We start from the raw sequence: 18,765 nt of genomic DNA, 5'->3' as shown, positions 1-18,765 counted from the left end.
TCCGGCATTGTCTTGGGCAATCCGTGGTTTAGGCCGGTGTGCTGAAGGCCGAAAGCCTGGCCTCGAACTCTTCCATCGTATCGAGAAACCAGCAGGTCGTGCCGCGATTGGCTTCAAGGACGAAGCTTTGCAGGGCGTTGCTACCGGCAAGCTCCGCATCGATCCTGCCGATGATGGCAATACGAACCTTGTAGTTGACGAATTTCTGGATCGCAGCACCTGCAATGCCTGAGCGGAGCGTCAGGAAACCCTCGGGCAGGCGGGCGACCGGCAGCACCACCCAATCGACGGCTTCGCCAAGTGCGTGGCCGATCAGATCGTTGATGCCGCTTTCAGCCGATAACGGCTTGCCATCGGGATTGCGGAGGAGCACGCGAAAGCCGTGCGAGAGCCTGATATCATTGCTCACGGAATGTCCTTTCTGGTCAGCGGAGCGCCTTCAGATAAGCGTCCAGGCTGTTCAACAGTTCCGCCGTATCCGACGCCGTGCCGATCAGGATGAATTTCTGGAGCTGCCGTTCCGCATCATAGGCGGCGTTGAACTGCATGGCGTGCGGACGGCGATGCCGCGAGATCAGCATGGCCTGCATCAGCACCGTCAGGCGGTTTGACATTTCGGCGGAGAGATCGGGCACCTCGACGACACTGGTGACATAGACCTCGGCCTGCGGGGCCGGGGCGCCGTTGCTGACACCGGCGAAGGCTTCGAGGTCGGAGCGCAGGATGCGGTAGGATTTGCCGATGCGGGTGGCGCGCAAACGCTCCTCGCGGATGAGCCGCAGCACGGTCTTCGGGTGCAGTTTCAGGCGCTCGGCCGCCTGTTCAGCAGTGTAGAACTCTTCCGACATGATCCATATTATTCTCTATCGTGATTTTCATTTCAGATAATAAGGAATATTTCGGAATAATCCAGATCGATTATCGCCTTGATGCGGATCAATGCGGAATACCCTACAGCCGCACATGCTTCAGCGATCAAACCGAACGGAGCGAGCCATGGACGAGGCGATCAGGAAAACGATCCAGGCGATATTGGATGGGCAACGGATCATGAGCGTTGCAACGCTCCGGCCAGACGGCTGGCCGCAGGCGACAACGGTCGGCTACGTGAATGACGGGCTGACCCTCTATTTCCTCTGCGGCCGGGACAGCCAGAAGGCCGCCAATCTGGCGCAGGACAACAGGTTGTCGCTGACGATCAACCCGGATGCCGGCCAGCTGATGCAGATCACCGGCCTTTCGATGGCCGCGCATGCCGAGAAGGTGGAAAACCCTGACGAGGCCGACAGGGTGCTCCAATTGATGCCGGCGAAATATCCGGTTCAGGAGGGTCTGGAGATCGCCATGCCGACGCGGGATCAGATCCGCATCTTCCGCGTCGTGCCGAAGGTGATTTCGGTGCTCGATTATTCCAAGGGGTTCGGGCACACCGATCTCGTCACGCTCTGATGCGGCCTGCCGCGCAGAAGCGGCAGCCTGGTGTTGACGGCGTGAAGGTCAGGCGCCCTTGGCGACTTTGGCAGCGCCCCAGAGCGAGCCGGGATTGGCACGGTTGGGATGGAGCGCCAGCATGGCGTCGAACAGTTCTCGCGCCGTCGTCGTTTCCAGCTCAAGCCTGTTGAAATCGCGCAGATATTGCTGGGTCTCGTCGATGATATGAGGATCGTCGTCATTTTCGGGGATCTTGTGGCCGGCGACGACGGCCTTCGGCTTCAGCTCTTTCAGCCGATCCAGCGTTTCGATCCAGTGCAGCCGGCTCTCGCGCGTGGTTTCGCCGAGGTAGCAGTGGATACCGTTATAGACGACGTCGCCGCCGACGATCAGCCCAATCGAGGGAACGTGGAGCGCGGTCGAGTGCGACATGTCGGTATGGCCGGCGTCGATCGGGATCAGCTTGTGGCCTTCGAGATCCAGGTCCGGTGCTTCGAGAACATCGGCGATAGCCATATTCTCGGCGATCTCGCCGGGGAAGAGTTTGCGCCAGAAGCCGTCGAGCATGTCGGGTGCGCTCTGGCGGCGCATCGCCTCCACCACATCCGATATGGCGTAGGCCTTCGCGTCCGGGAAGCGTTTCAGCAAGGCACCGATGCCGAAGAAATGGTCGCCGTGACCATGGGTGATGTAGATCGCTTTCAGCCGCTTGCCACTCGCTTCCACCCAGTCGGCGAGGGTCTTTGTCTGCGGTTCGGTCAGGAAGGTATCGACGAGCACGGCATCGCGTTCGCCCGAGATCAGCGTGGCGGAATTGGCGACCCACTGAAGGGATGGATCTCCAGCCGGCACATCGCGGCTGAGGCCGGGGCGGCGGATTGTCAGGACATCATAGCGCAAGTTGGGAGTGGGGCTTGAGGTCATGGTGGCAGTTCCTTGAAAAAGTTGGAGTTAAGGCGGCTGAGCGGGCGGAAAGACCCTTGATTTTTGCGGTCAGGCAATAAATATATGACCGGTCGTCTCTAATTGTTCAAGGGGAAAACGAGCATGGAAAAGCCGGCCCGCCGCGGCCCCAAGCCGAATATGCAAATGCGGGACAAACTCATCGAGGCGGGTCTGAAGGAGATCCATGCCAACGGGTTTGCCGCGACCGGCATCCAGAAGATCGTCGATGACATCAAGGTTCCGAAGGGCTCCTTTTACAATTATTTCGACAGCAAGGAGGCTTTCGGCGCAGAGGTTTCCGATCGCTATTCCGAGCAGGCACTTGCCCGGCTCGTGGGCTTTCTTGCCGATGCCGACAAACCGCCCCTTCGCCGCCTCAAGGCCTATTTCGACGATCGCGTCGCATCCTTCACCTTGAGAGGTCATACGCAGGGCTGCGTGCTCGGCAATTTCAGCGCCGAGACGGTCGACCATAGCGAGTTGATCCGCCAGCACGTGGCAGCGCATTTCAGCCGCTGGAGCGAGGTGATTGCGGCCTGCCTGGCCGAAGCGCAGAGAGACGGCACACTGACCAGCGAGCTGCCGGCCGGGACACTTGCCGATTTCATTCTGAACAGCTGGGAAGGGGCGCTTCTGCGCATGCGCGCCGAACGCAGCGGGGCGCCGCTCGAGAATTTCAAGCAGATGGTCTTTGACGTGCTGCTCCACAGCAAGGCGCATTGAAGCGCATTTACGTCGGTTAAGGAGAAATTTCCCTTCCGGTTCGGGCATTTACCATCTTTGCCGACGTCACAGATCGGCAATAGTTCCAGCTTAATTCCGACATGTTCGGGCTGAAGTTTCCGGCATCGATACGCAGGCGAGGGATCAGATGCCGGGCATTCTCATTGCAACCCTGTTGGCGACTGTTTCGGCCAAGGCGCCGATGGAATATGCCAGCGGCGATCTTCTCTTTTCGGATTGTGGCGGTTCGCGGCAGTTCGTCACCGGCTATGTTTCCGGCTGGCTCGACAAGTGGAACAGGGACGATTTTCTTGCGCGCCGCGCGCTCGCCGATGCAATCCACCGTCCGGAGGCAATGGTCAACTTCGCGCGTTTGGGCAATGGGATCGGCATGAATATCTGCCTGCCGCCGGGCACGACGGCCATCGTCATAGGCGACATGCTCTGCCGCTTCCTGCAGGACAATCCCGACGTCCGCGGGGGCGAGGGCGACGAGCTGCTGATGACCGTCATCTCCCGCCGCTACAATTGCCGGGCGCAATAGGCGTCAGGCATTGCTGACAAGGATGGCGCCGCCGATGATAAGCAGGGTGCCGGCAGAAAGTTTCATGAGATCGACCTCGGCAGCCTCTCCCAGAAACACCGCGCCGACGGCCAGCGTCACCAGCACGTTGCAGCTCCAGATCGGCGCGAGTTTGGAGACCGGCACGCCGTAGGCAAAGAGCGCGAAGCTGATGAGGCCGGTGCCGAGGGCGAAACAGAGGCCGGCGATGGCGGCAAAGCCGATGCCTTCTGCCGTCCAGGGCGCGGGCCGCCAGATCAGAGCGGAGATACCGCCCGCAACTGCAAGCGTCAGGCCGAAGGCGATGAGATAGGCGGAGGAGCCGGCGCCCGATACGGCGCTCTGCTTCTGGAAAATAGCGGTAATGCCCCAGAGAATGGCGGGGGCCACGCCGCCGACGAACAAGGGCCAGAATGCAGTCATGATAAAACTCCTGTCGCACCGGACACGCTGAGGCCTTCAGGGAAGGCGATCGGGATGTGGTGCCACCAGACTAGGAGTTTCTTCTTGTTCTTTGTGGTCTTGTTGTTTTGCTGAAAGTTGGCAGATTCACGCGCCGTCAGCAAGCAGCCGGATGGCTGTCATGCTCTCTTTTCTGCCTGGGCGGTGGCCATGGCGATCTCGCCGACCTCGGCCAGCGTCACCTTCTGGAATTCCCTCTGCAGCGCCTGCTCGGCGCTTTGATAGGCAAGCTGCAGCTTGGCATTGGCGGCGCGTTCGACCGGGCAGGAAGGGTGATCGTTGGAGAGCGGCGCATCCAGAATGGTTTCGCCCTGCAGGGCGCGCTGCACATCCAGAATGGTGATCTCGGAAAGCGGTCTCGTCAGCGACCAGCCGCCGCCGCGGCCGCCCTCGGATTCGACGATGCCGTGCTGGCGCAGCGACGCCATGGTACGACGAACGACGACGGGATTGGTGTTGAGCATCTGGGCGATGCGCTCGCTTGTTTCCCGGCCGCCAAGCAGCCCCATATGGACGAGGACATGGATCATCCGCGCCAGTCTTCCGTCTTGCCGCATCTGCGCTTCCCTCCACAGCGTAACAAATAGTGTTACGGTATATTGACTCCTGTTTTCTGTAACGTAAAAAGATACGGAATTAAAGATTCGATGTCGCCCGGAAGCGATTTTTCCGAAGGCGACGGGCTTATTATCGAGGAGGCAGCGATGCAGCAGCGCATGATTGAAACCGCAACCTTGAGAATGAACATTGCCGAAGCCGGCGAGGGGCCGCTGGTGCTGCTCTGCCATGGGTTTCCGGAGACCTCGCATGCCTGGCGCCATCAGATTACTGCACTTGCCGGGGCGGGCTTCCGTGCCGTGGCGCCCGATATGCGCGGTTATGGCCGAACGGAAAGCCCTGATGAGACCGGCGCCTATACAGTCTTCGATCTCGTGGCCGACATGGTTGCGCTCATCGATGCGCTTGGTGAGGAAAAGGCTGTTATCGTCGGCAACGACTGGGGTGCGACGGTTGCCTGGCAGGCCGCACTGATGCGGCCGGACAGGTTCCGGGGCATTGTCGCGATGAGCGTGCCTCTCATGGGCCAGCCGCCCGTGACGCCGACGAAGATTTTTCCGGCGACAGGGGATCACCTGCTCTATGTGCTCTATTTCCAGAAGCCGGGATTGGCGGAAGCCGAGTTCGAGCGGAATGTGGATGTCACGCTGCGCAAGATCTATGGCGCCGCCTGCGGCGAGGCGGGTCCAAGACTGCCAGGCGACGGAACGCCCAATCCGTTCGGCATGGTCTCGCGCGCATCCGGTCTGCTTGCTGATCTGCCCAACGGGGAAACGCTGCCTGAATGGCTGCCGCAAGCCAACCTCGATGTCTTTGCCGATGCATTCAAGGCGTCAGGCTTTCGCGGCGGGTTGAATTATTACAGGAACCTCGACCGGAACTGGGAATTGCAGAAAGCTTTGTCGGGGCTGAAAGTCGTGGTTCCCGCGCTGTTCATGGCCGGCGAACGCGACACGGGCCTTGCCATCCCCGGTATGCGGGAGATTATCGATGCGATGCCAGCGCTCGCGCCCGGTCTCAGGGCGACGCAGTTCGTGCCCGGTGCTGGCCATTGGCTGCCGCAGGAGCGGCCGGAGATCGTCAGCCGCGCGATTATCGATTTCGTGCAGGCTTTGTGACCGATTTAATGCCCGCCATCCAGCATCGCCTCGAGCGTGGCGATCAGTTCGTGGCTGCCATCCCGGTCATCGGCAATGGTCTGGAAGACGCCGGCCATGCCCTTGAAGATGAGGGCAGCGGGATCGTCGGCTCCGAGGAACTCGGAGATTTCTTCCATTTCCGCCACCCAGCGATAGGCCTTCGGAAACATGTCCGGGATGGAATGGCGCAGCCGCTTCAGATGCTCGGCCTGGCTTTCGGCCAGTTCCACCTTCAATGCCTCGCTGGCACCGGAGCGCGCGGCGGCAAGCAGCATGGCGGCGGAGAGGCCGGTGATGCCCTTGTTGATGCCGGCATAACACATCTTCAAGGCGGAGGCTGCTCCAAAAGGGCCTTTCACGCGGCGGATCTTCAGGCCGAAGCGGGAGAGGAGATCGGGTTCGCCTGCGAGATCACCACTGAGGCAGACGACCGGGCCGGCCTTGCCGGGAACCGGCGGGCCGCCGATGATCGAGCCGTCGAGGACCTTGACGCCTGTGGAAGCAAGGCCTGCGGCCAGCTTTTCCATGGTCTTCGGGCTGATGGCATTGAGATCGACGAAGGGTGGTTTTTTGCCGCTGTCGCGAAGCACCGGAGCAATGAGATCCGCGACCTTCTGCGCTTCGGCCGGCGGAACGATGGAGAGGATGATATCGGCCTCGGCGAATGCCGAAATCGGAGCGGCGATGAGGCCCGTTGCGCGGGCGCGTTCGATCGTCGCTTCACTGCGGCCATCGAGAAAAGTGATGACCTTGGCGCCGGACTCGGCGAGGCGACGGCCAACGGCGCTGCCCATGGCGCCGGCGCCGAACAATGCAATGGTAATGGACATTGACGGATGTGACCTCTTTGGCGGGGATGCGGAGAGACTAGGGCGGGATAGTCCATGCCGCAAGGCAGGTGCGGCCTTCAGTCCGCAGCTTCGAGGCCAATCAGATTTCGAGTTCACCCTGAGTTCAAGCGTTTCGGCACTGTGAATCTCAGGATGTCGGAGAAGGGGTAGCGCTCATTTCCGTACTATCGCGCAAGTAATTCGCACGTTCAAGCATTCATAATCCGGCTCGGTCGCCTTAGCTTGGCATTCCGTCGATTGGCGGTTTCGCACGGACATCGCATCGAGAGAGAAGTTTCATGACATTGAGCAGACGAAAACTTGGCAGTCAGGGACTGGAAGTCGGAGCAATCGGCCTCGGTTGCATGGGCATGAGCCAATCCTACGGGCCAGCCGACGAGGCGGAATCGATCGCGACCCTGCACCGCGCCATCGAGCTTGGTTGCGATTTCTTCGACACGGCCGAAAACTACGGCCCATTCAAGAACGAGGCTCTTCTTGGCAAGGCGTTCAGGGATCGGCGCGAGAAGGTGGTGATCGCGACCAAATTCGGCTCACGCTTCGACGGCGACAGGATCGTCGGCACAGATAGCAGGCCGGAGAACATCATCCGGGTTGTCGAGGGCTGCCTCAGCCGGCTACAGACCGATCATATCGACCTGCTTTACCAGCACCGCCTCGACAGGAGCGTGCCGATCGAGGACGTGGCCGGCACGGTCAGGGATCTGGTCATTGCGGGCAAGGTGCGCTTCTTCGGGCTTTCGGAGGTCGGTATCGCCAATCTTCGTCGCGCCCATGCCGTCCATCCTGTTTCGGCGTTGCAAAGCGAATATTCGCTCTGGGAGCGGAATCTGGAGCCTGAGATCATTCCGGTTCTGCGCGAGCTTGGGATCGGTCTTGTGCCGTTCTGCCCTCTGGGACGCGGTTTCCTCGCCGGTGGCGTGAAGCGGGCAGAGGACTATCCGGAAGGCGATACGCGGCGGATCGATCCGCGTTACCAAGGTGCAAATTACGATGCCAACATGCAGGCGGCGCAGATCGTCTTCGACATAGCGGCGAGCAAGGCCGTGAAGCCCGGACAGATCGCGCTCGCCTGGCTGCTGCACAAGGGCGACGATATCGTGCCGATCCCCGGCACCAAGCGCAGATCCTATCTGGAAGAGAATGTTGCTGCTGCCTCTATCCGCCTGGATGCTGAGGAGATGCAGAGGCTTGATGCAGCGCAGGTGACCGGGACGATATCCGGGAACCGCTATGCGGACTGGATCATGGCGACCATTGACCGTTAATCCCGCATCCTGAGCTCATCCGTCTGCATCTGCAGGGAGCCGAGTGTCTCAAGGAAACTCATGCCGAGCAGGCTCTGGTCGAGCCTGCCGTCTTCGGCAACGGACGCGGCGACATTGCTGCGCACGATCGGGCCGATCGCGACCTGATCGAGGGTAACAGGGGCGGCGCGGGCGCGACCGTTGGCGGTCATCACTGTCATGGAATAGGTGAGCTGCTTCGGATCGATGCCGATGCGCAGCGCGTCGGCATGCGAGAGCGCCACCATGCTGGCGCCGGTATCGACCAGCATCGGTACTGACTGGCCGTTGACCGAGACCTCGGCCTCGAAATGGCCATTCAGCATCTTGTGGACGATGACTTCCTGCCCGCCTTCGCTGGTCGTAACCACCACGGCGCGACCGGGCACGAGGCCGGCGAGCAGGCGGTTGCCGACGGCCATTGCGTCCTGGCGGTAGAGGTAGGCGGTGGCGAGCGCCAGGATGATGATGAGCCAGATCATCAGCTGGCGCAGGGTCTGGCCAATATTCTGGCGGCTGCCCCAGATGCCGGCTGCCAGCATGAGAGCGATTGGCAACAGGTAGACGAAGCGGCCGAAATCGTCGCTTTCGAGGCCCATGATGCGACTCTGGTCATTGTTGAGGAGCAGGACGGCAAGGCCGATGACAATGACGGCAAGCAGGAGGATGAGGCGCATCAGCCGATGGCCTCCAGCAGTTTGGTCGATTCGGGAGCGAGTGCCGTGAGCCGCGCGGGCAGGTCTTCCATGATGGTTTCGCGTTCTTCATCGGAAAAGCGCATCCAGCCGGCGATCTCATCCGTTGTGCGGCCGCATCCGGCGCAGAGACCGGTGAGAGGATCCAGGGAGCATACGCGGATGCAGGGTGTTCGCATGGGCGATATATCGGGATTTCAGAGGGCCATGGCAAGAGCGCAGAAGCCTGCGACCTCGCAAATCTGCTGGTTGGCGCCGAGCGTGTCGCCGGTGTGGCCGCCAAGCCTGCGGCGGATGAACCAGGTGAAGGCAAGCGTCGCGAGACCGGCGGCGAGAAGGGCCGAGACGAAGGGCAACAGACCGAGTGTCGGCCAGACGAGGATGGCGGTGATAAAGCCCGCGGTGACGAGGGCGATCTGCATCGTCACCTCGGCGGGGCTGCCGGCCGAGGCTGCGAGCCCATCCGGCTTTGCAGCGGGAAGACGCTGCCAGTGCCAGGCAATGGCCCCGCGGCTGAGTGCGGCGACGGCTGGAATGGCAAGTGCTGCGGCAAAAGGCGATGCTTCACGCGCAATGGCGGCAAGTGCCGAGGCCCGCAGGGCGAAAGAGAGGATGAGGGCGATCGCGCCGTAACTGCCGATGCGGCTGTCCTTCATGATGAGCAGGCTCTGCTCGCGGGATTTGCCGCCGCCGATACCGTCAGCCGTATCGGCAAGCCCGTCCTCATGCAGCGCGCCGGTCAGGATCGTCTGCACAGCGAGCGCTACCAGTGCGGCCATCAGCCGGTCGGCGCGAAATGCCAGCATCAGCAGGAAGACGAGAGCGGGCAGGGCGCCGATGACGAGCCCGGCCAATGGGAAGACACGGACCAGCCGGCCAAGCTTGCCGTTATAGCCGGTAAAGAGCCATGGCGGCACGGGAATGCGGCTCAAGAAAGCCACCGCGCGCGCGGCATCGACCACGATGTCCTTTATCATTCCTGGGATCATTCTCTGCTGCCCCCGCCTCTCCGCAGCGTCTTTGTCTCCCTGCGGCTTTTGGCGCCGTGTGCTTTTTCACATTGTTCGCCTGGGCCGCTCGCTTTAAGAGAGTCGCCACGCAAAGAACCCGATTTGCCGGGAAAAGACAAGAATACAAGGAAAGCCATTCAGATGAGCGTTTCAGGCCTGCCGTTCGACGATTTTCGCGCCCTTCTTCGTGACCTGCCGGGACCGGATGCCCGCGCGTTGGTCGCCGCCCGCGAACGCGACGCGCAGCTGACGAAGCCGCCAGGCGCGCTTGGACGACTGGAAGAGATCGCTTTCTGGCTCGCCGCCTGGACGGGCAAGTCGCCTGCCGTCAACCGGCCTCTGGTGGCGATCTTCGCCGGCAATCATGGGGTCGTACGGCAGGGCATCACGCCTTTTCCGCCTGAAGTCACGCAGCAGATGGTGGAGAATTTCGCCGCTGGCGGGGCGGCGATCAACCAGATCTGCGTCGCCTATGATCTCGGCCTGAAAGTCTTCGACCTGGCGCTCGATTACCCGACCGGCGACATCACCCAGGAAGCAGCGCTGACCGAGCGCGACTGCGCCGCCACCATGGCCTTCGGCATGGAAGCGATTGCCGGCGGCACGGATCTGCTCTGCATCGGCGAAATGGGCATCGGCAACACGACGATCGCGGCTGCCATCAATTATGCGCTTTATGGCGGCACGGCGCGCGACTGGGTCGGCCCCGGCACCGGTTCGGAAGGCGAGATGCTGGAGCGCAAGATCGATGCCGTCGAGCGCGCCGTGGAACTGCACAGCGATCACCTCGACGATCCCCTGGAAATCATGCGCCGGCTCGGCGGTCGCGAGATTGCGGCGATGGCGGGCGCGATCCTTGCGGCACGCATGGAGCGTATTCCGGTGCTGATCGACGGTTATACGGCAACCGCTGCCGGCGCGATCCTGCGGGCGGCCAACCCTTCCGCGCTCGATCACTGCCTGATCGGCCACGTTTCTGCCGAGCCGGGCCATCTGCGGGCCATCGAACAACTCGGCAAGACGCCGCTTCTGGCGCTCGGCATGCGGCTTGGCGAGGGCACGGGTGCAGCGCTCGCTGCCGGCATCGTCAAGGCGGCTGCAGCCTGCCATTCCGGCATGGCGACCTTCAGTCAGGCCGGCGTTTCCGGCAAGCATTGATGCGGTCGGAGCCGCAACCCGACCAGCGCATTGCTTGCGCTGGGATCGGGGAAACGGTATCTGCGTATCCGCTCATAAATGGAAGCGTCGGCAAAAAGACCGGCGTGGAGGAAACGAGGCGCCTTTGACGAAACCTGCCGTGACCAAGGAAACGGGATTTCGCCATTTCGTGGCAGCGGCCAGCTATTCCTGGGCTGGCTTCCTGCGGGTCTTCAGGGAAGCGGCTTTCCGGCAGGAGCTCGGCTTCTTCGCCGTGGCGCTGATTGCGCTTTTTCTCGTCAGTGCGGATGCCGCGGAATTCGTCGTCACAACGGTGCTTTTCCTCGGGCTGTTTTCCATCGAGGCGATGAATACGGCGGTCGAGGAAGTGATCGACCGGATTTCACCCGAGATCTCCATCGTCGGCAAACATGCGAAGGATCTCGGCTCCTTCGCCGTCACCTGCATGATCGCCGCCTGTTGCCTTTATCTCGGCTTCGTCGTCGTCAGGCATCTTTTCTTTTAATTTATGGGGGATGACTAGGCGAAGCTGCGGCGCTTCTTGATGACCGGCTGGGCTTCTTCTACCGCCGGGATGCTCTGCAGCACGCGCTTGGCAGGCAGGATGGCTATGACTTCGGTGCCTTCGCGCAGCCTGGATTTCAGGATGAATTGGCCGTCATGCTTGGCGAGGATCGCCTGGACGATCGGCAGGCCGAGGCCGGTGCCTTGTTCGGCGCTCTTGATGGCGATAGAGCCCTGGCCGAAAGCGGAGAGCACGACCGGGATTTCGTCTTCGGGAATGCCGGGGCCATTATCCCTGATGGAGATGTACTGGCCGCCGCCGGCCGTCCAGCCAACCTTGACGTTGATTTCTCCACCCTGAGGCGTGAATTTCACAGCATTGGAAAGAAGATTAAGCACGACCTGGCGCATGGATTTTTCGTCCGCCCAGATCGCCGGAAGCTGGCGCTCGACCTGATCGTGGATGGAGATGTTCTTAGCGCGGGCGCGAAGTTGCACCATGCCGATGCAGTCCTCTGTTATATCGAGCAGAGAAATCGCCTCTTCGCTCAACTCATACTTGCCGGCTTCGATGCGCGAGAGATCGAGGATTTCGTTGATTAGATCGAGCAGATGCTGGCCGGAGCGATGGATATCGCCGGCATATTCCTTATAGGTCGGATTTGCGAGCGGACCCATGACCTCCGCCGACATGACCTCGGAGAAGCCGAGGATGGCATTCAGCGGCGTGCGCAGCTCATGCGACATGGAGGCGAGGAAGCGCGACTTGGCGAGGTTTGCTTCCTCAGCACGGCGGCGAGCCTCGTCCGACATGGATTTGGCGACTTCCAGCTCGGCGATCAGATCATCCTTTTCCGACTGGAAGGACAGGATCCTCAGGCTGAACTGGAAAAGCCGGTCGCTGATGTAATTGAAGAAGACCACCGTCATGGTGAAGACGCCGGTCAGGCAGAGTTCCAGAATATCGCGCGACAGGCCGCTTTTTGCGGCAAGCGCGACGACAGCCGGCGCAAAGCCGACGAGCACGGCGCGCGTCAGCATGAAATTCGACATGGTCGTGATCGACAGCGCGATCAGCAGGGTAGCACCCTTATAGAGCGTGAAGCTCGAAGGTTCGCAGGCCGAACAGCCCTGCAGGGCAAAGACCGCCCAGCAGCAGCCGCTCAGGAACTGGCCTGCCAGCAACAGGTTGCGCCAGCGGCGTACGGTCTCTGCGGTAATTTCCTGCTTCCTGGCGCGGCGGGCGAGAAGAATATTGGCGGCATGGCATGTCAGCGTCAGCAACGCCCAGAAGAACAGGCTCGCATCCTCGGTGAAATAGGTGCCGAGTGCTGCAACGATGATGACGAAAAGCGGCATGATCGCCGCGCCCTGCAGCACGGCAGTGATATACATCTGCAGTACGTCACGATCGAAGGCGGAGCTGGAGGCATGGCCGGACTGCAGGCGTTCACGCGTCTGCCGCACGGCCTTTGAAACCGCCTTATTGCGGTGGCCGCGCGATTTATCGACAATGATCTTGTCGGTTGATGTGCTGACGCCGGTACTCATGTGCACGTTGAAATTTGTCCCGCAGATGAATAAGAGCTTAACCGGAAAGTCTTAAGAAGATGTTTGCCATCTTTGCCAAGGGTTTGTTTTGCAAGGAGGCAAAAGCGTGGCAAGGCTTCTTGTGTTGACCCGAGACGGTGCAACCGCCCTCGCTTTTCTTGTTCTCGTTGCATTAATTGCGGCCAAGCTCAACGACAGGCCCGACATCCAGCACCAGGGCGCTTTTCACGCCGCCGATGGCGATAGTCTCGTTCTCGATGGCGAGCGCATGCGGCTGAAGGGTATCGATGCACCGGAACTGTCGCAGACTTGCGAGCGGCAGGAGCAGGGCTGGGCCTGCGGCAGGCAGGCGCAACAGGCGCTGCAGCAGCTGGTTTCGGACAACGCTACGCAATGCGGCGGAAACGAGCGTGATCGCTACGACCGACTGCTGGTCACTTGCCGAAATAGTGCCGGCAATATTAATGCGCGCATGGTGGCTTCCGGGATGGCGGTTTCCTATGGCGGCTATCAGCAGGAAGAAAGGCAGGCGAGGGCGCAAAAGCTCGGGCTCTGGGCCGGCCATTTCGAAATGCCGCGCGATGTCAGGGATCAGGCCCGGCATGAAAGCTCCGGCCTGAGGCGGCTGATCGGCGGATGGACGGGATGGTAATGAATAGTGCGTTGAGCGAGGACCGACTGGATGGGCTGCGGGCCGAGATTGCCGCCTGCCGAATCTGTCGCGATGCGCCGCTGCGCGGCATCGAGGATCAACTGCCGCACGAGCCGCGGCCGGTTGCCGTGCTCTCGTCGCGCGCCCGTGTGCTGATCGGGGGCCAGGCGCCGGGGCTGCGCGTGCATGAAAGCGGTCTGCCATTCGACGATGCTTCTGGCGACCGGCTGCGGCAGTGGCTGCAGGTGGACCGGCCGACCTTCTACGACCGGGATCGATTCGCGATCGTGCCGATGGGCTTCTGTTTTCCCGGCTATGATGCCAAGGGCAGCGACCTGCCGCCGCGGCGTGAATGCGCGCCGATCTGGCGGGATCGCGTGCTTTCGGCCATGCCGCAGATCGAGCTGGTGCTTGCCGTCGGCGGTTATGCGCAGGCCTGGCATATGGGAGCCATGAGGCGCGAGAACATGACCGAGACGGTGCGGGCATGGCATGACAGCCTAGCAGCGCCGGGCAAGCCCTTGATTCTTCCGTTGCCGCATCCGAGTTGGCGCAATACCGGCTGGATCAAGCGGCACCAGTGGTTCGAAGAAGAACTGCTTCCCGAGCTGCGCCGGCGAATCAAAATGCTTGCCTTCTGAAACAAAATTCTTTTCGTCGGCCGGAATCGCGCTATACAAAGAAAATAATTCGAAAAGGACTTAGTTTCGCATGGATCGCCTCGACCGAAAGATACTGCGCCTGCTCCAGGAAGATTCGACGCTCGCCGTTGCCGACCTCGCCAAAAAGGTCGGGCTTTCGACGACGCCATGCTGGCGGCGTATCCAGAAGATGGAGGAAGACGGCGTCATCAAGCGCCGGGTGGCGATCCTCGATCCCGAAAAGGTCAACACCAAGGTTACGGTCTTCGTGTCGATCCGCACTGCAACCCATTCCATCGAGTGGCTGCGCCGTTTCTCCGAGGTCGTGGCGGAATTCCCCGAAGTGGTCGAATTCTACCGGATGAGCGGCGATGTGGACTATCTGCTGCGCGTCGTCGTGCCCGATATCGCCGCCTATGACGCCTTCTACAAGCGGATGATCGCCAAGATCGAGATTCGCGACGTCTCGTCTGCCTTCGCGATGGAGCAGATCAAGTATTCGACGCAGCTGCCGCTCGACTACATGCTTCTCGAAAACGCCAAGTCCAACGAGGACTGAGTCGGGCAGGCGCTTTCAAGACAGCGCATACGATTTAAGGCAGGCGCGAACGCATCGCGCCCGCTGGTGAGGAAGCAGAAGCTCCTCTGGAGACTGCTCAGGCAAGCTGGGCGGGGAGAATCAGGAGTTCATCTGTGACTTCTGAGGGTGTTCGTCGAACACCAGCCACTTGACGGCGGCGCGAAACCTTTCCAAATTGTAATCTTCCTGTCATGGAACTATGCGAAGCCACGCAAGCCATGAATTGGCCCAGGCGTTGGGAGGCACGGGGGCCGATTCAGAAGGGTGGTCCGGGGGTATCTGGAACACTTTTATAATGTCCGTGCAGCGCAATATCGCGCTTTGCACGATTTTTTATGTTGTTGGCGAAACGTTTAAGCGACGCCAAAAATGCGTGCCTATGGTTGCTTCTGCAACAAAAAGTAGGCCTCAAATCGATTGATGGTTCGCTTTCTGCACCATTAGGTTCGATTTCAGGACACTATGTCCTAATCTCCCATCTTTATATAGTCCTTAGCCGGCGCTAAAGTCCGGCTGCTTCGCGAAAACGTTCGAGCTCTGCTCCATTTTTGCGGTGCCTTGGGAGGAGCATTTCAGCCGCTTGCGGTAGCCACTGGTTACCGCGGCGGAATTTGTGCGTTGGCTATTTATCCACTTGAAATTGTTGTATAAAAACCACGCTTGGTGCAGAAAGCATGCTCAGGCTGTGGGTTGGCGCCCTTCACGAATTGCTACAGTCAGATGTCTGTGGGATGAACGTTCGGCGGTTCGATCGATCCGCACGCCGTGAGGCTGTTCAAACGGGTCGGCTTTGGATCTTCGGAGACAGGGTAAAGCCCCGATCGACAAAGGAGTGGAATTCTACAATGAACATCAAGATGGTATTGCTTGCGTCGGCAGCAGCATTTGCTGCATCGACCCCGGTACTCGCAGCAGACGCAATCGTTGCTGCCGAGCCGGAGCCGGTTGAGTACGTTCGCGTCTGCGACGCTTACGGCACCGGCTACTTCTACATCCCGGGCACGGAAACCTGCCTGAAGATCGAAGGCTACATTCGTTTCCAGGTTAACGTTGGCCCGAACGCTGGCGGCGACAGCTCCACCAACGACTCGAGCTGGGATGCTGTAACCCGTGGTCAGGTTCAGTTCACGGCCAAGAGCGACACCGAATACGGTCCGCTCACCGGCGTTATCGTTCTCCAGGCCAATGCTGACAACGCATCCAGCCAGGAAACGATCCTTGACTCCGCTTACCTCGACGTCGCGGGCTTCCGCGCTGGTCTCTTCTACTCCTGGTGGGACGATGGTCTCTCCGGCGAAACGGACGATATCGGTTCTGTCGTAACGCTGCATAATTCCATCCGTTATCAGTACGAAACCGGTTCCTTCTACGCTGGCCTCAGCGTTGACGAACTGGAAGACGGCGTCTTCAAGGCTGACGAAGCTCCGAACAATGTCGGCGTTGCCTTCGGCATCGGCGGCACGGCTGGCGCCTTCAGCTACCAGGTTACTGGCGGCTGGGACTTCGACAACGAAGACGGCGCAATCCGCGCAATGGGTACGGCTGAAATTGGTCCGGGCACGCTCGGCCTCGCTGCTGTCTACTCCAGCGGCCCGAACTCCTACTACTCGTCTGCTGAATGGGCAGTTGCTGCCGAATACGCCATCAAGGCAACGGACAAGCTGAAGATCACCCCTGGTGTTCAGTACTACGGCAACTACTTCGGCGGCAGCAAGGCTGTTCCGGATGACTTCGACGGTCTCGGCGATGCTTGGAAGGCCGGTCTGACGGTCGACTACCAGATCGTCGACAACTTCTACGCCAAGGCTTCCGTCCAGTACCTGGATCCGGAAGATGGCGACGACGTAACCACCGGTTACTTCCGTCTGCAGCGCTCGTTCTAATCTGAACGACGGAACCCCCGGCTTAGCGCCGGGGGTCTCCTAACCCACGAGTTTCTGATCAGAATGACCTCCGATCAGTAACGAGGGACTGGTCCGGTTTTCCCTGCTGGGCCAGTCCTTTGCAGTTGAAAGCGGTCATGAAGCCAGGAGCGCCGCCACGCTTACCGGTTTCACCTTGCCGGAAGGCTTTCCTCCGGATTTTTCCCGACGTCGAGCACATTTAAAAACTATCAGTGTATTCGCTGCCCTTGATCAATCGCGCTCTATTTTGTTGCGCGATATGCACCTTTTGGTTGAAAAAATTCATCCGATGAACTACGCGTCTGGACAGGTTCTATTCCTCGGGAATCGATGCCAATAATGTGACTGTAACGTGACAGGTGAGGCGCTATAAGCATTTCAGAGGCTGGCATTCACTACTACTCTCGGGTAGGTTTCGATAATGGACGATCTTAACGACTACTTCTATTTTGCTGCCGTCGTCTCCAGCGGTGGTTTTGCATCCGCAAGTCGAACATTGAAAATACCCCGCTCCAAGTTGAGCAGGCGGGTCAGCCGTCTGGAGGATTGCCTCGGCGCCAGGCTGATCGAGCGCTCCACACGTCACTTCCGGGTGACGGAGATCGGGCAGGCCTTCTATGAGCAATGCCAGACGATTCTGAGAGAAGCCGATCGCGCCAAGTCAATCGTCACGGAGGCCCAGTCCGATCCGCAGGGGATCGTGCGCATGGGCTGCCCGCTCGGTCTCATCGATATTTCACTCGGAGCCGTGCTGCCGGAATTCCTGGAGCGCTACCCCAAGATCAAGCTGCAGATCATCGGTTCCGACCGGCGCACGGACCTCATCAACGAGCGCATCGACGTCGAAGTCCGCGCGGCGAGCGAGCCGGAAACACAGACGAGCCTGATGATGCGCAAGCTCGACCGGGCACGGCGCATCCTGGTCGCCAGCCCCTCGCTTGTCGAGCGCATGGGCGAACTCGGCGGCGTTGACGACCTCGGCAATGCGCCGACGCTTGCCATGACCACCTGGATGTCCTTCCACACCTGGGAGCTGGTTGGGCCTGATGGCGAGAAGAAGGTCGTACGCCATCAACCGCGGCTCACCTGCCGCAGCATGACGGCTATTCTCGATGCTGCTCGGGCAGGTGTGGGCTACGGGCTCATTCTGGAAAATGCCTGCGCGTCGGATCTCCAGTCCGGCCGGCTGGTTCGCGTGCTGCCGGAGTGGCAGACGGTGGAGAGCCAGTTCTATCTGGTCTTCACGACAACCAAGGGCATGCCGCCGGCGGTGCGGGCGCTGATCGATTTCCTCGTCGAGAAATCCAAGCAGCATCAGATCGTTACGACAGGGGCTGCGATCGCAGCACAGTAAAGCTCTGTTCCATGCAAGTGTTATCGCGAAACCGCGGCACAATTTTGCTGAAATTGCTCCGGGCGCTTTAGCCCAGCCGAGCCAACAGCTTTTCGCTCGTTAGTTCCCGGACCGCGTCCTTGCCGATCCATCGAGCCGTCTTGTCCATGCTTGCGGCGAGGCGTTCGGCGAGGGCGAGCGCCTGACCATGGCAGGCGCGGCTGCGCTTGCCGATGTTGCGGAGTGCCCAGTTGGCAGCCTTGCGGACGAAGTTTCTGTTATCGGTGGAATGCGCTGCGATCAGCGGCAGGTAGGCAAGCAGGCTTTCATCCGGGTCCTTTTTCCGGTGTACGGCCGCACCGGCGATCATGGCGAAGGCGGTTCGCCTGATGAATTCACGCTCATCGGCGGCAAAGTCCGGGATCAGTGCGTCGAGTTTCGCCTCGATGAAGAGGTCGGCGGCGCAATCGACGATTTCCCAGGAGTTGAAGTCGGCGGCAAGTATGCAGGCCTCGGCTTCCGTAAGACTTTTCGGATCGAACGTGTAGAGCGCCAGCAAACGCGCTTCGCGGATGCCGCTTGCCCAGAGCGCTTTCGCTCTGGTGTGATCCTTCTTTGCGAGCCGGGCGATCCTCTGCAGATCAGGATTAGAAATGCCGATGGCCGTCTCGGTAACGATGCCGAAACGCGCCATGCCGGCGATATTGTCTTCAGAGCGCAGCGTCTGAAGATGCGCGATCAGTTCTGCTGCACTCGAAGATGGGGAGATCATTGACAGGG

Annotated in this window: 23 protein-coding genes; 12 read left to right on the top strand and 11 right to left on the bottom strand. The window is 60.4% G+C overall.

What is annotated here, in order from left to right:
• Window positions 1-28: 28 nt before the first annotated feature.
• Window positions 29-409: a DUF4180 domain-containing protein gene (locus tag AB8B33_RS09975; protein WP_113321529.1), complete on the bottom strand. Its 381-nt coding sequence runs from the start codon at window positions 407-409 to the stop codon at window positions 29-31.
• Between the two features lie 16 nt (window positions 410-425).
• Window positions 426-848, bottom strand: coding sequence for a helix-turn-helix domain-containing protein (locus tag AB8B33_RS09970; protein WP_439015218.1), 423 nt, complete (start codon window positions 846-848; stop codon window positions 426-428).
• A 148-nt stretch (window positions 849-996) separates the two neighbouring features.
• On the opposite strand from AB8B33_RS09970, the gene AB8B33_RS09965 reads away from it, so the two are divergent.
• Entirely contained in the window at window positions 997-1,449 is a 453-nt protein-coding gene (locus AB8B33_RS09965) for a pyridoxamine 5'-phosphate oxidase family protein (protein ID WP_439015217.1), read from the top strand.
• Between the two features lie 48 nt (window positions 1,450-1,497).
• Here the strand turns inward: AB8B33_RS09965 and AB8B33_RS09960 are convergent, their stop codons facing one another.
• Window positions 1,498-2,355: an MBL fold metallo-hydrolase gene (locus tag AB8B33_RS09960; protein WP_439015216.1), complete on the bottom strand. Its 858-nt coding sequence runs from the start codon at window positions 2,353-2,355 to the stop codon at window positions 1,498-1,500.
• Window positions 2,356-2,478: 123 nt separating this feature from the next.
• Here AB8B33_RS09960 and AB8B33_RS09955 point away from each other — a divergent pair, with 123 nt between their 5' ends.
• Window positions 2,479-3,099, top strand: coding sequence for a TetR family transcriptional regulator C-terminal domain-containing protein (locus AB8B33_RS09955; RefSeq protein WP_439015215.1), 621 nt, complete (start codon window positions 2,479-2,481; stop codon window positions 3,097-3,099).
• A 148-nt stretch (window positions 3,100-3,247) separates the two neighbouring features.
• Complete coding sequence (locus AB8B33_RS09950) at window positions 3,248-3,643, top strand: Rap1a/Tai family immunity protein (RefSeq protein WP_113307680.1); 396 nt, start codon at window positions 3,248-3,250, stop codon at window positions 3,641-3,643.
• A gap of 3 nt (window positions 3,644-3,646) precedes the next feature.
• Here AB8B33_RS09950 and AB8B33_RS09945 read toward each other — a convergent pair whose 3' ends face one another.
• Window positions 3,647-4,084 (bottom strand): hypothetical protein, encoded by a 438-nt coding sequence (locus AB8B33_RS09945; RefSeq protein ID WP_439015214.1) that lies wholly within the window; start codon window positions 4,082-4,084, stop codon window positions 3,647-3,649.
• A 158-nt stretch (window positions 4,085-4,242) separates the two neighbouring features.
• Window positions 4,243-4,680, bottom strand: coding sequence for an Rrf2 family transcriptional regulator (locus AB8B33_RS09940; RefSeq protein ID WP_037102938.1), 438 nt, complete (start codon window positions 4,678-4,680; stop codon window positions 4,243-4,245).
• Between the two features lie 147 nt (window positions 4,681-4,827).
• On the opposite strand from AB8B33_RS09940, the gene AB8B33_RS09935 reads away from it, so the two are divergent.
• Window positions 4,828-5,799 (top strand): alpha/beta fold hydrolase, encoded by a 972-nt coding sequence (locus AB8B33_RS09935; protein ID WP_439015213.1) that lies wholly within the window; start codon window positions 4,828-4,830, stop codon window positions 5,797-5,799.
• Window positions 5,800-5,804: 5 nt separating this feature from the next.
• Here AB8B33_RS09935 and AB8B33_RS09930 read toward each other — a convergent pair whose 3' ends face one another.
• The gene (locus AB8B33_RS09930; protein ID WP_439015212.1) at window positions 5,805-6,650 is read right to left on the bottom strand and encodes a DUF1932 domain-containing protein; all 846 of its coding nucleotides are present in this window, start codon (window positions 6,648-6,650) and stop codon (window positions 5,805-5,807) included.
• Window positions 6,651-6,949: 299 nt separating this feature from the next.
• Between AB8B33_RS09930 and AB8B33_RS09925 the strand changes: the two genes are divergently transcribed.
• Window positions 6,950-7,939, top strand: coding sequence for an aldo/keto reductase (locus tag AB8B33_RS09925; RefSeq protein WP_439015211.1), 990 nt, complete (start codon window positions 6,950-6,952; stop codon window positions 7,937-7,939).
• Here AB8B33_RS09925 and AB8B33_RS09920 read toward each other — a convergent pair.
• Genes AB8B33_RS09920 through AB8B33_RS09910 form a run of 3 tightly spaced genes read right to left on the bottom strand, consistent with a single transcriptional unit; the run spans window position 7,936 to window position 9,629 of the window.
• Window positions 7,936-8,634 (bottom strand): TIGR02281 family clan AA aspartic protease, encoded by a 699-nt coding sequence (locus tag AB8B33_RS09920; RefSeq protein ID WP_439015210.1) that lies wholly within the window; start codon window positions 8,632-8,634, stop codon window positions 7,936-7,938. The genes AB8B33_RS09925 and AB8B33_RS09920 overlap by 4 nt on opposite strands.
• Window positions 8,634-8,831, bottom strand: a complete 198-nt coding sequence (locus AB8B33_RS09915; protein ID WP_439015209.1) for a DUF1289 domain-containing protein — start codon at window positions 8,829-8,831, stop codon at window positions 8,634-8,636. The genes AB8B33_RS09920 and AB8B33_RS09915 overlap by 1 nt, the downstream gene beginning before the upstream one ends.
• An 18-nt stretch (window positions 8,832-8,849) precedes the next feature.
• Window positions 8,850-9,629 carry an adenosylcobinamide-GDP ribazoletransferase gene (locus AB8B33_RS09910; RefSeq protein WP_439015208.1) on the bottom strand — a complete coding sequence of 260 codons (780 nt, stop codon included), beginning with the start codon at window positions 9,627-9,629 and terminating at the stop codon, window positions 8,850-8,852.
• A 174-nt stretch (window positions 9,630-9,803) separates the two neighbouring features.
• Here AB8B33_RS09910 and cobT point away from each other — a divergent pair, with 174 nt between their 5' ends.
• Window positions 9,804-10,820 carry a nicotinate-nucleotide--dimethylbenzimidazole phosphoribosyltransferase gene (gene cobT, locus AB8B33_RS09905; protein ID WP_439015207.1) on the top strand — a complete coding sequence of 339 codons (1,017 nt, stop codon included), beginning with the start codon at window positions 9,804-9,806 and terminating at the stop codon, window positions 10,818-10,820.
• A gap of 124 nt (window positions 10,821-10,944) precedes the next feature.
• On the top strand, window positions 10,945-11,325 hold the full coding sequence (locus AB8B33_RS09900; protein WP_113325380.1) for a diacylglycerol kinase: 381 nt from the start codon (window positions 10,945-10,947) through the stop codon (window positions 11,323-11,325).
• Between the two features lie 14 nt (window positions 11,326-11,339).
• Here AB8B33_RS09900 and AB8B33_RS09895 read toward each other — a convergent pair whose 3' ends face one another.
• Window positions 11,340-12,875 (bottom strand): sensor histidine kinase, encoded by a 1,536-nt coding sequence (locus AB8B33_RS09895; protein ID WP_439017220.1) that lies wholly within the window; start codon window positions 12,873-12,875, stop codon window positions 11,340-11,342.
• A gap of 106 nt (window positions 12,876-12,981) precedes the next feature.
• On the opposite strand from AB8B33_RS09895, the gene AB8B33_RS09890 reads away from it, so the two are divergent.
• The 5 genes from AB8B33_RS09890 to AB8B33_RS09870 all read left to right on the top strand — a co-directional run bounded on the left by AB8B33_RS09890 (window position 12,982) and on the right by AB8B33_RS09870 (window position 18,006).
• Entirely contained in the window at window positions 12,982-13,527 is a 546-nt protein-coding gene (locus AB8B33_RS09890) for a thermonuclease family protein (protein WP_439015206.1), read from the top strand.
• Window positions 13,527-14,168, top strand: a complete 642-nt coding sequence (locus AB8B33_RS09885) for a uracil-DNA glycosylase family protein (RefSeq protein WP_439017219.1) — start codon at window positions 13,527-13,529, stop codon at window positions 14,166-14,168. Before AB8B33_RS09890 ends, AB8B33_RS09885 begins: the two co-directional genes overlap by 1 nt.
• Before the next feature lie 70 nt (window positions 14,169-14,238).
• Window positions 14,239-14,727 carry an Lrp/AsnC family transcriptional regulator gene (locus AB8B33_RS09880; RefSeq protein WP_007816294.1) on the top strand — a complete coding sequence of 163 codons (489 nt, stop codon included), beginning with the start codon at window positions 14,239-14,241 and terminating at the stop codon, window positions 14,725-14,727.
• Window positions 14,728-15,593: 866 nt separating this feature from the next.
• Window positions 15,594-16,631, top strand: a complete 1,038-nt coding sequence (locus AB8B33_RS09875; RefSeq protein WP_183884997.1) for a porin — start codon at window positions 15,594-15,596, stop codon at window positions 16,629-16,631.
• Between the two features lie 442 nt (window positions 16,632-17,073).
• Window positions 17,074-18,006, top strand: coding sequence for a LysR substrate-binding domain-containing protein (locus AB8B33_RS09870; RefSeq protein WP_113321587.1), 933 nt, complete (start codon window positions 17,074-17,076; stop codon window positions 18,004-18,006).
• Window positions 18,007-18,073: 67 nt separating this feature from the next.
• Here the strand turns inward: AB8B33_RS09870 and AB8B33_RS09865 are convergent, their stop codons facing one another.
• Window positions 18,074-18,757, bottom strand: a complete 684-nt coding sequence (locus tag AB8B33_RS09865) for a DNA alkylation repair protein (protein WP_439015205.1) — start codon at window positions 18,755-18,757, stop codon at window positions 18,074-18,076.
• Between the last annotated feature and the right edge of the window lie 8 nt (window positions 18,758-18,765).

Source organism: Rhizobium sp. 768_B6_N1_8, assembly GCF_051811225.1.
Classification (GTDB): Bacteria; Pseudomonadota; Alphaproteobacteria; order Rhizobiales; family Rhizobiaceae; genus Rhizobium.
The sequence above is the reverse complement of the archived record's forward strand: the minus strand, read 5'-3'. Positions and strand labels throughout refer to the sequence as shown.

Bases quoted from the DNA above. Each gene is read 5' to 3' on its own strand.
- AB8B33_RS09970 (WP_439015218.1), bottom strand. From the start codon at position 848: ATGTCGGAAGAGTTCTACACTGCTGAACAGGCGGCCGAGCGCCTGAAA.
- AB8B33_RS09965 (WP_439015217.1), top strand. From the start codon at position 997: ATGGACGAGGCGATCAGGAAAACGATCCAGGCGATATTGGATGGGCAA.
- AB8B33_RS09960 (WP_439015216.1), bottom strand. From the start codon at position 2,355: ATGACCTCAAGCCCCACTCCCAACTTGCGCTATGATGTCCTGACAATC.
- AB8B33_RS09955 (WP_439015215.1), top strand. From the start codon at position 2,479: ATGGAAAAGCCGGCCCGCCGCGGCCCCAAGCCGAATATGCAAATGCGG.
- AB8B33_RS09950 (WP_113307680.1), top strand. From the start codon at position 3,248: ATGCCGGGCATTCTCATTGCAACCCTGTTGGCGACTGTTTCGGCCAAG.
- AB8B33_RS09945 (WP_439015214.1), bottom strand. From the start codon at position 4,084: ATGACTGCATTCTGGCCCTTGTTCGTCGGCGGCGTGGCCCCCGCCATT.
- AB8B33_RS09940 (WP_037102938.1), bottom strand. From the start codon at position 4,680: ATGCGGCAAGACGGAAGACTGGCGCGGATGATCCATGTCCTCGTCCAT.
- AB8B33_RS09935 (WP_439015213.1), top strand. From the start codon at position 4,828: ATGCAGCAGCGCATGATTGAAACCGCAACCTTGAGAATGAACATTGCC.
- AB8B33_RS09930 (WP_439015212.1), bottom strand. From the start codon at position 6,650: ATGTCCATTACCATTGCATTGTTCGGCGCCGGCGCCATGGGCAGCGCC.
- AB8B33_RS09925 (WP_439015211.1), top strand. From the start codon at position 6,950: ATGACATTGAGCAGACGAAAACTTGGCAGTCAGGGACTGGAAGTCGGA.
- AB8B33_RS09920 (WP_439015210.1), bottom strand. From the start codon at position 8,634: ATGCGCCTCATCCTCCTGCTTGCCGTCATTGTCATCGGCCTTGCCGTC.
- AB8B33_RS09915 (WP_439015209.1), bottom strand. From the start codon at position 8,831: ATGCGAACACCCTGCATCCGCGTATGCTCCCTGGATCCTCTCACCGGT.
- AB8B33_RS09910 (WP_439015208.1), bottom strand. From the start codon at position 9,629: ATGATAAAGGACATCGTGGTCGATGCCGCGCGCGCGGTGGCTTTCTTG.
- cobT (WP_439015207.1), top strand. From the start codon at position 9,804: ATGAGCGTTTCAGGCCTGCCGTTCGACGATTTTCGCGCCCTTCTTCGT.
- AB8B33_RS09895 (WP_439017220.1), bottom strand. From the start codon at position 12,875: ATGAGTACCGGCGTCAGCACATCAACCGACAAGATCATTGTCGATAAA.
- AB8B33_RS09885 (WP_439017219.1), top strand. From the start codon at position 13,527: ATGAATAGTGCGTTGAGCGAGGACCGACTGGATGGGCTGCGGGCCGAG.
- AB8B33_RS09880 (WP_007816294.1), top strand. From the start codon at position 14,239: ATGGATCGCCTCGACCGAAAGATACTGCGCCTGCTCCAGGAAGATTCG.
- AB8B33_RS09875 (WP_183884997.1), top strand. From the start codon at position 15,594: ATGAACATCAAGATGGTATTGCTTGCGTCGGCAGCAGCATTTGCTGCA.
- AB8B33_RS09870 (WP_113321587.1), top strand. From the start codon at position 17,074: ATGGACGATCTTAACGACTACTTCTATTTTGCTGCCGTCGTCTCCAGC.
- AB8B33_RS09865 (WP_439015205.1), bottom strand. From the start codon at position 18,757: ATGATCTCCCCATCTTCGAGTGCAGCAGAACTGATCGCGCATCTTCAG.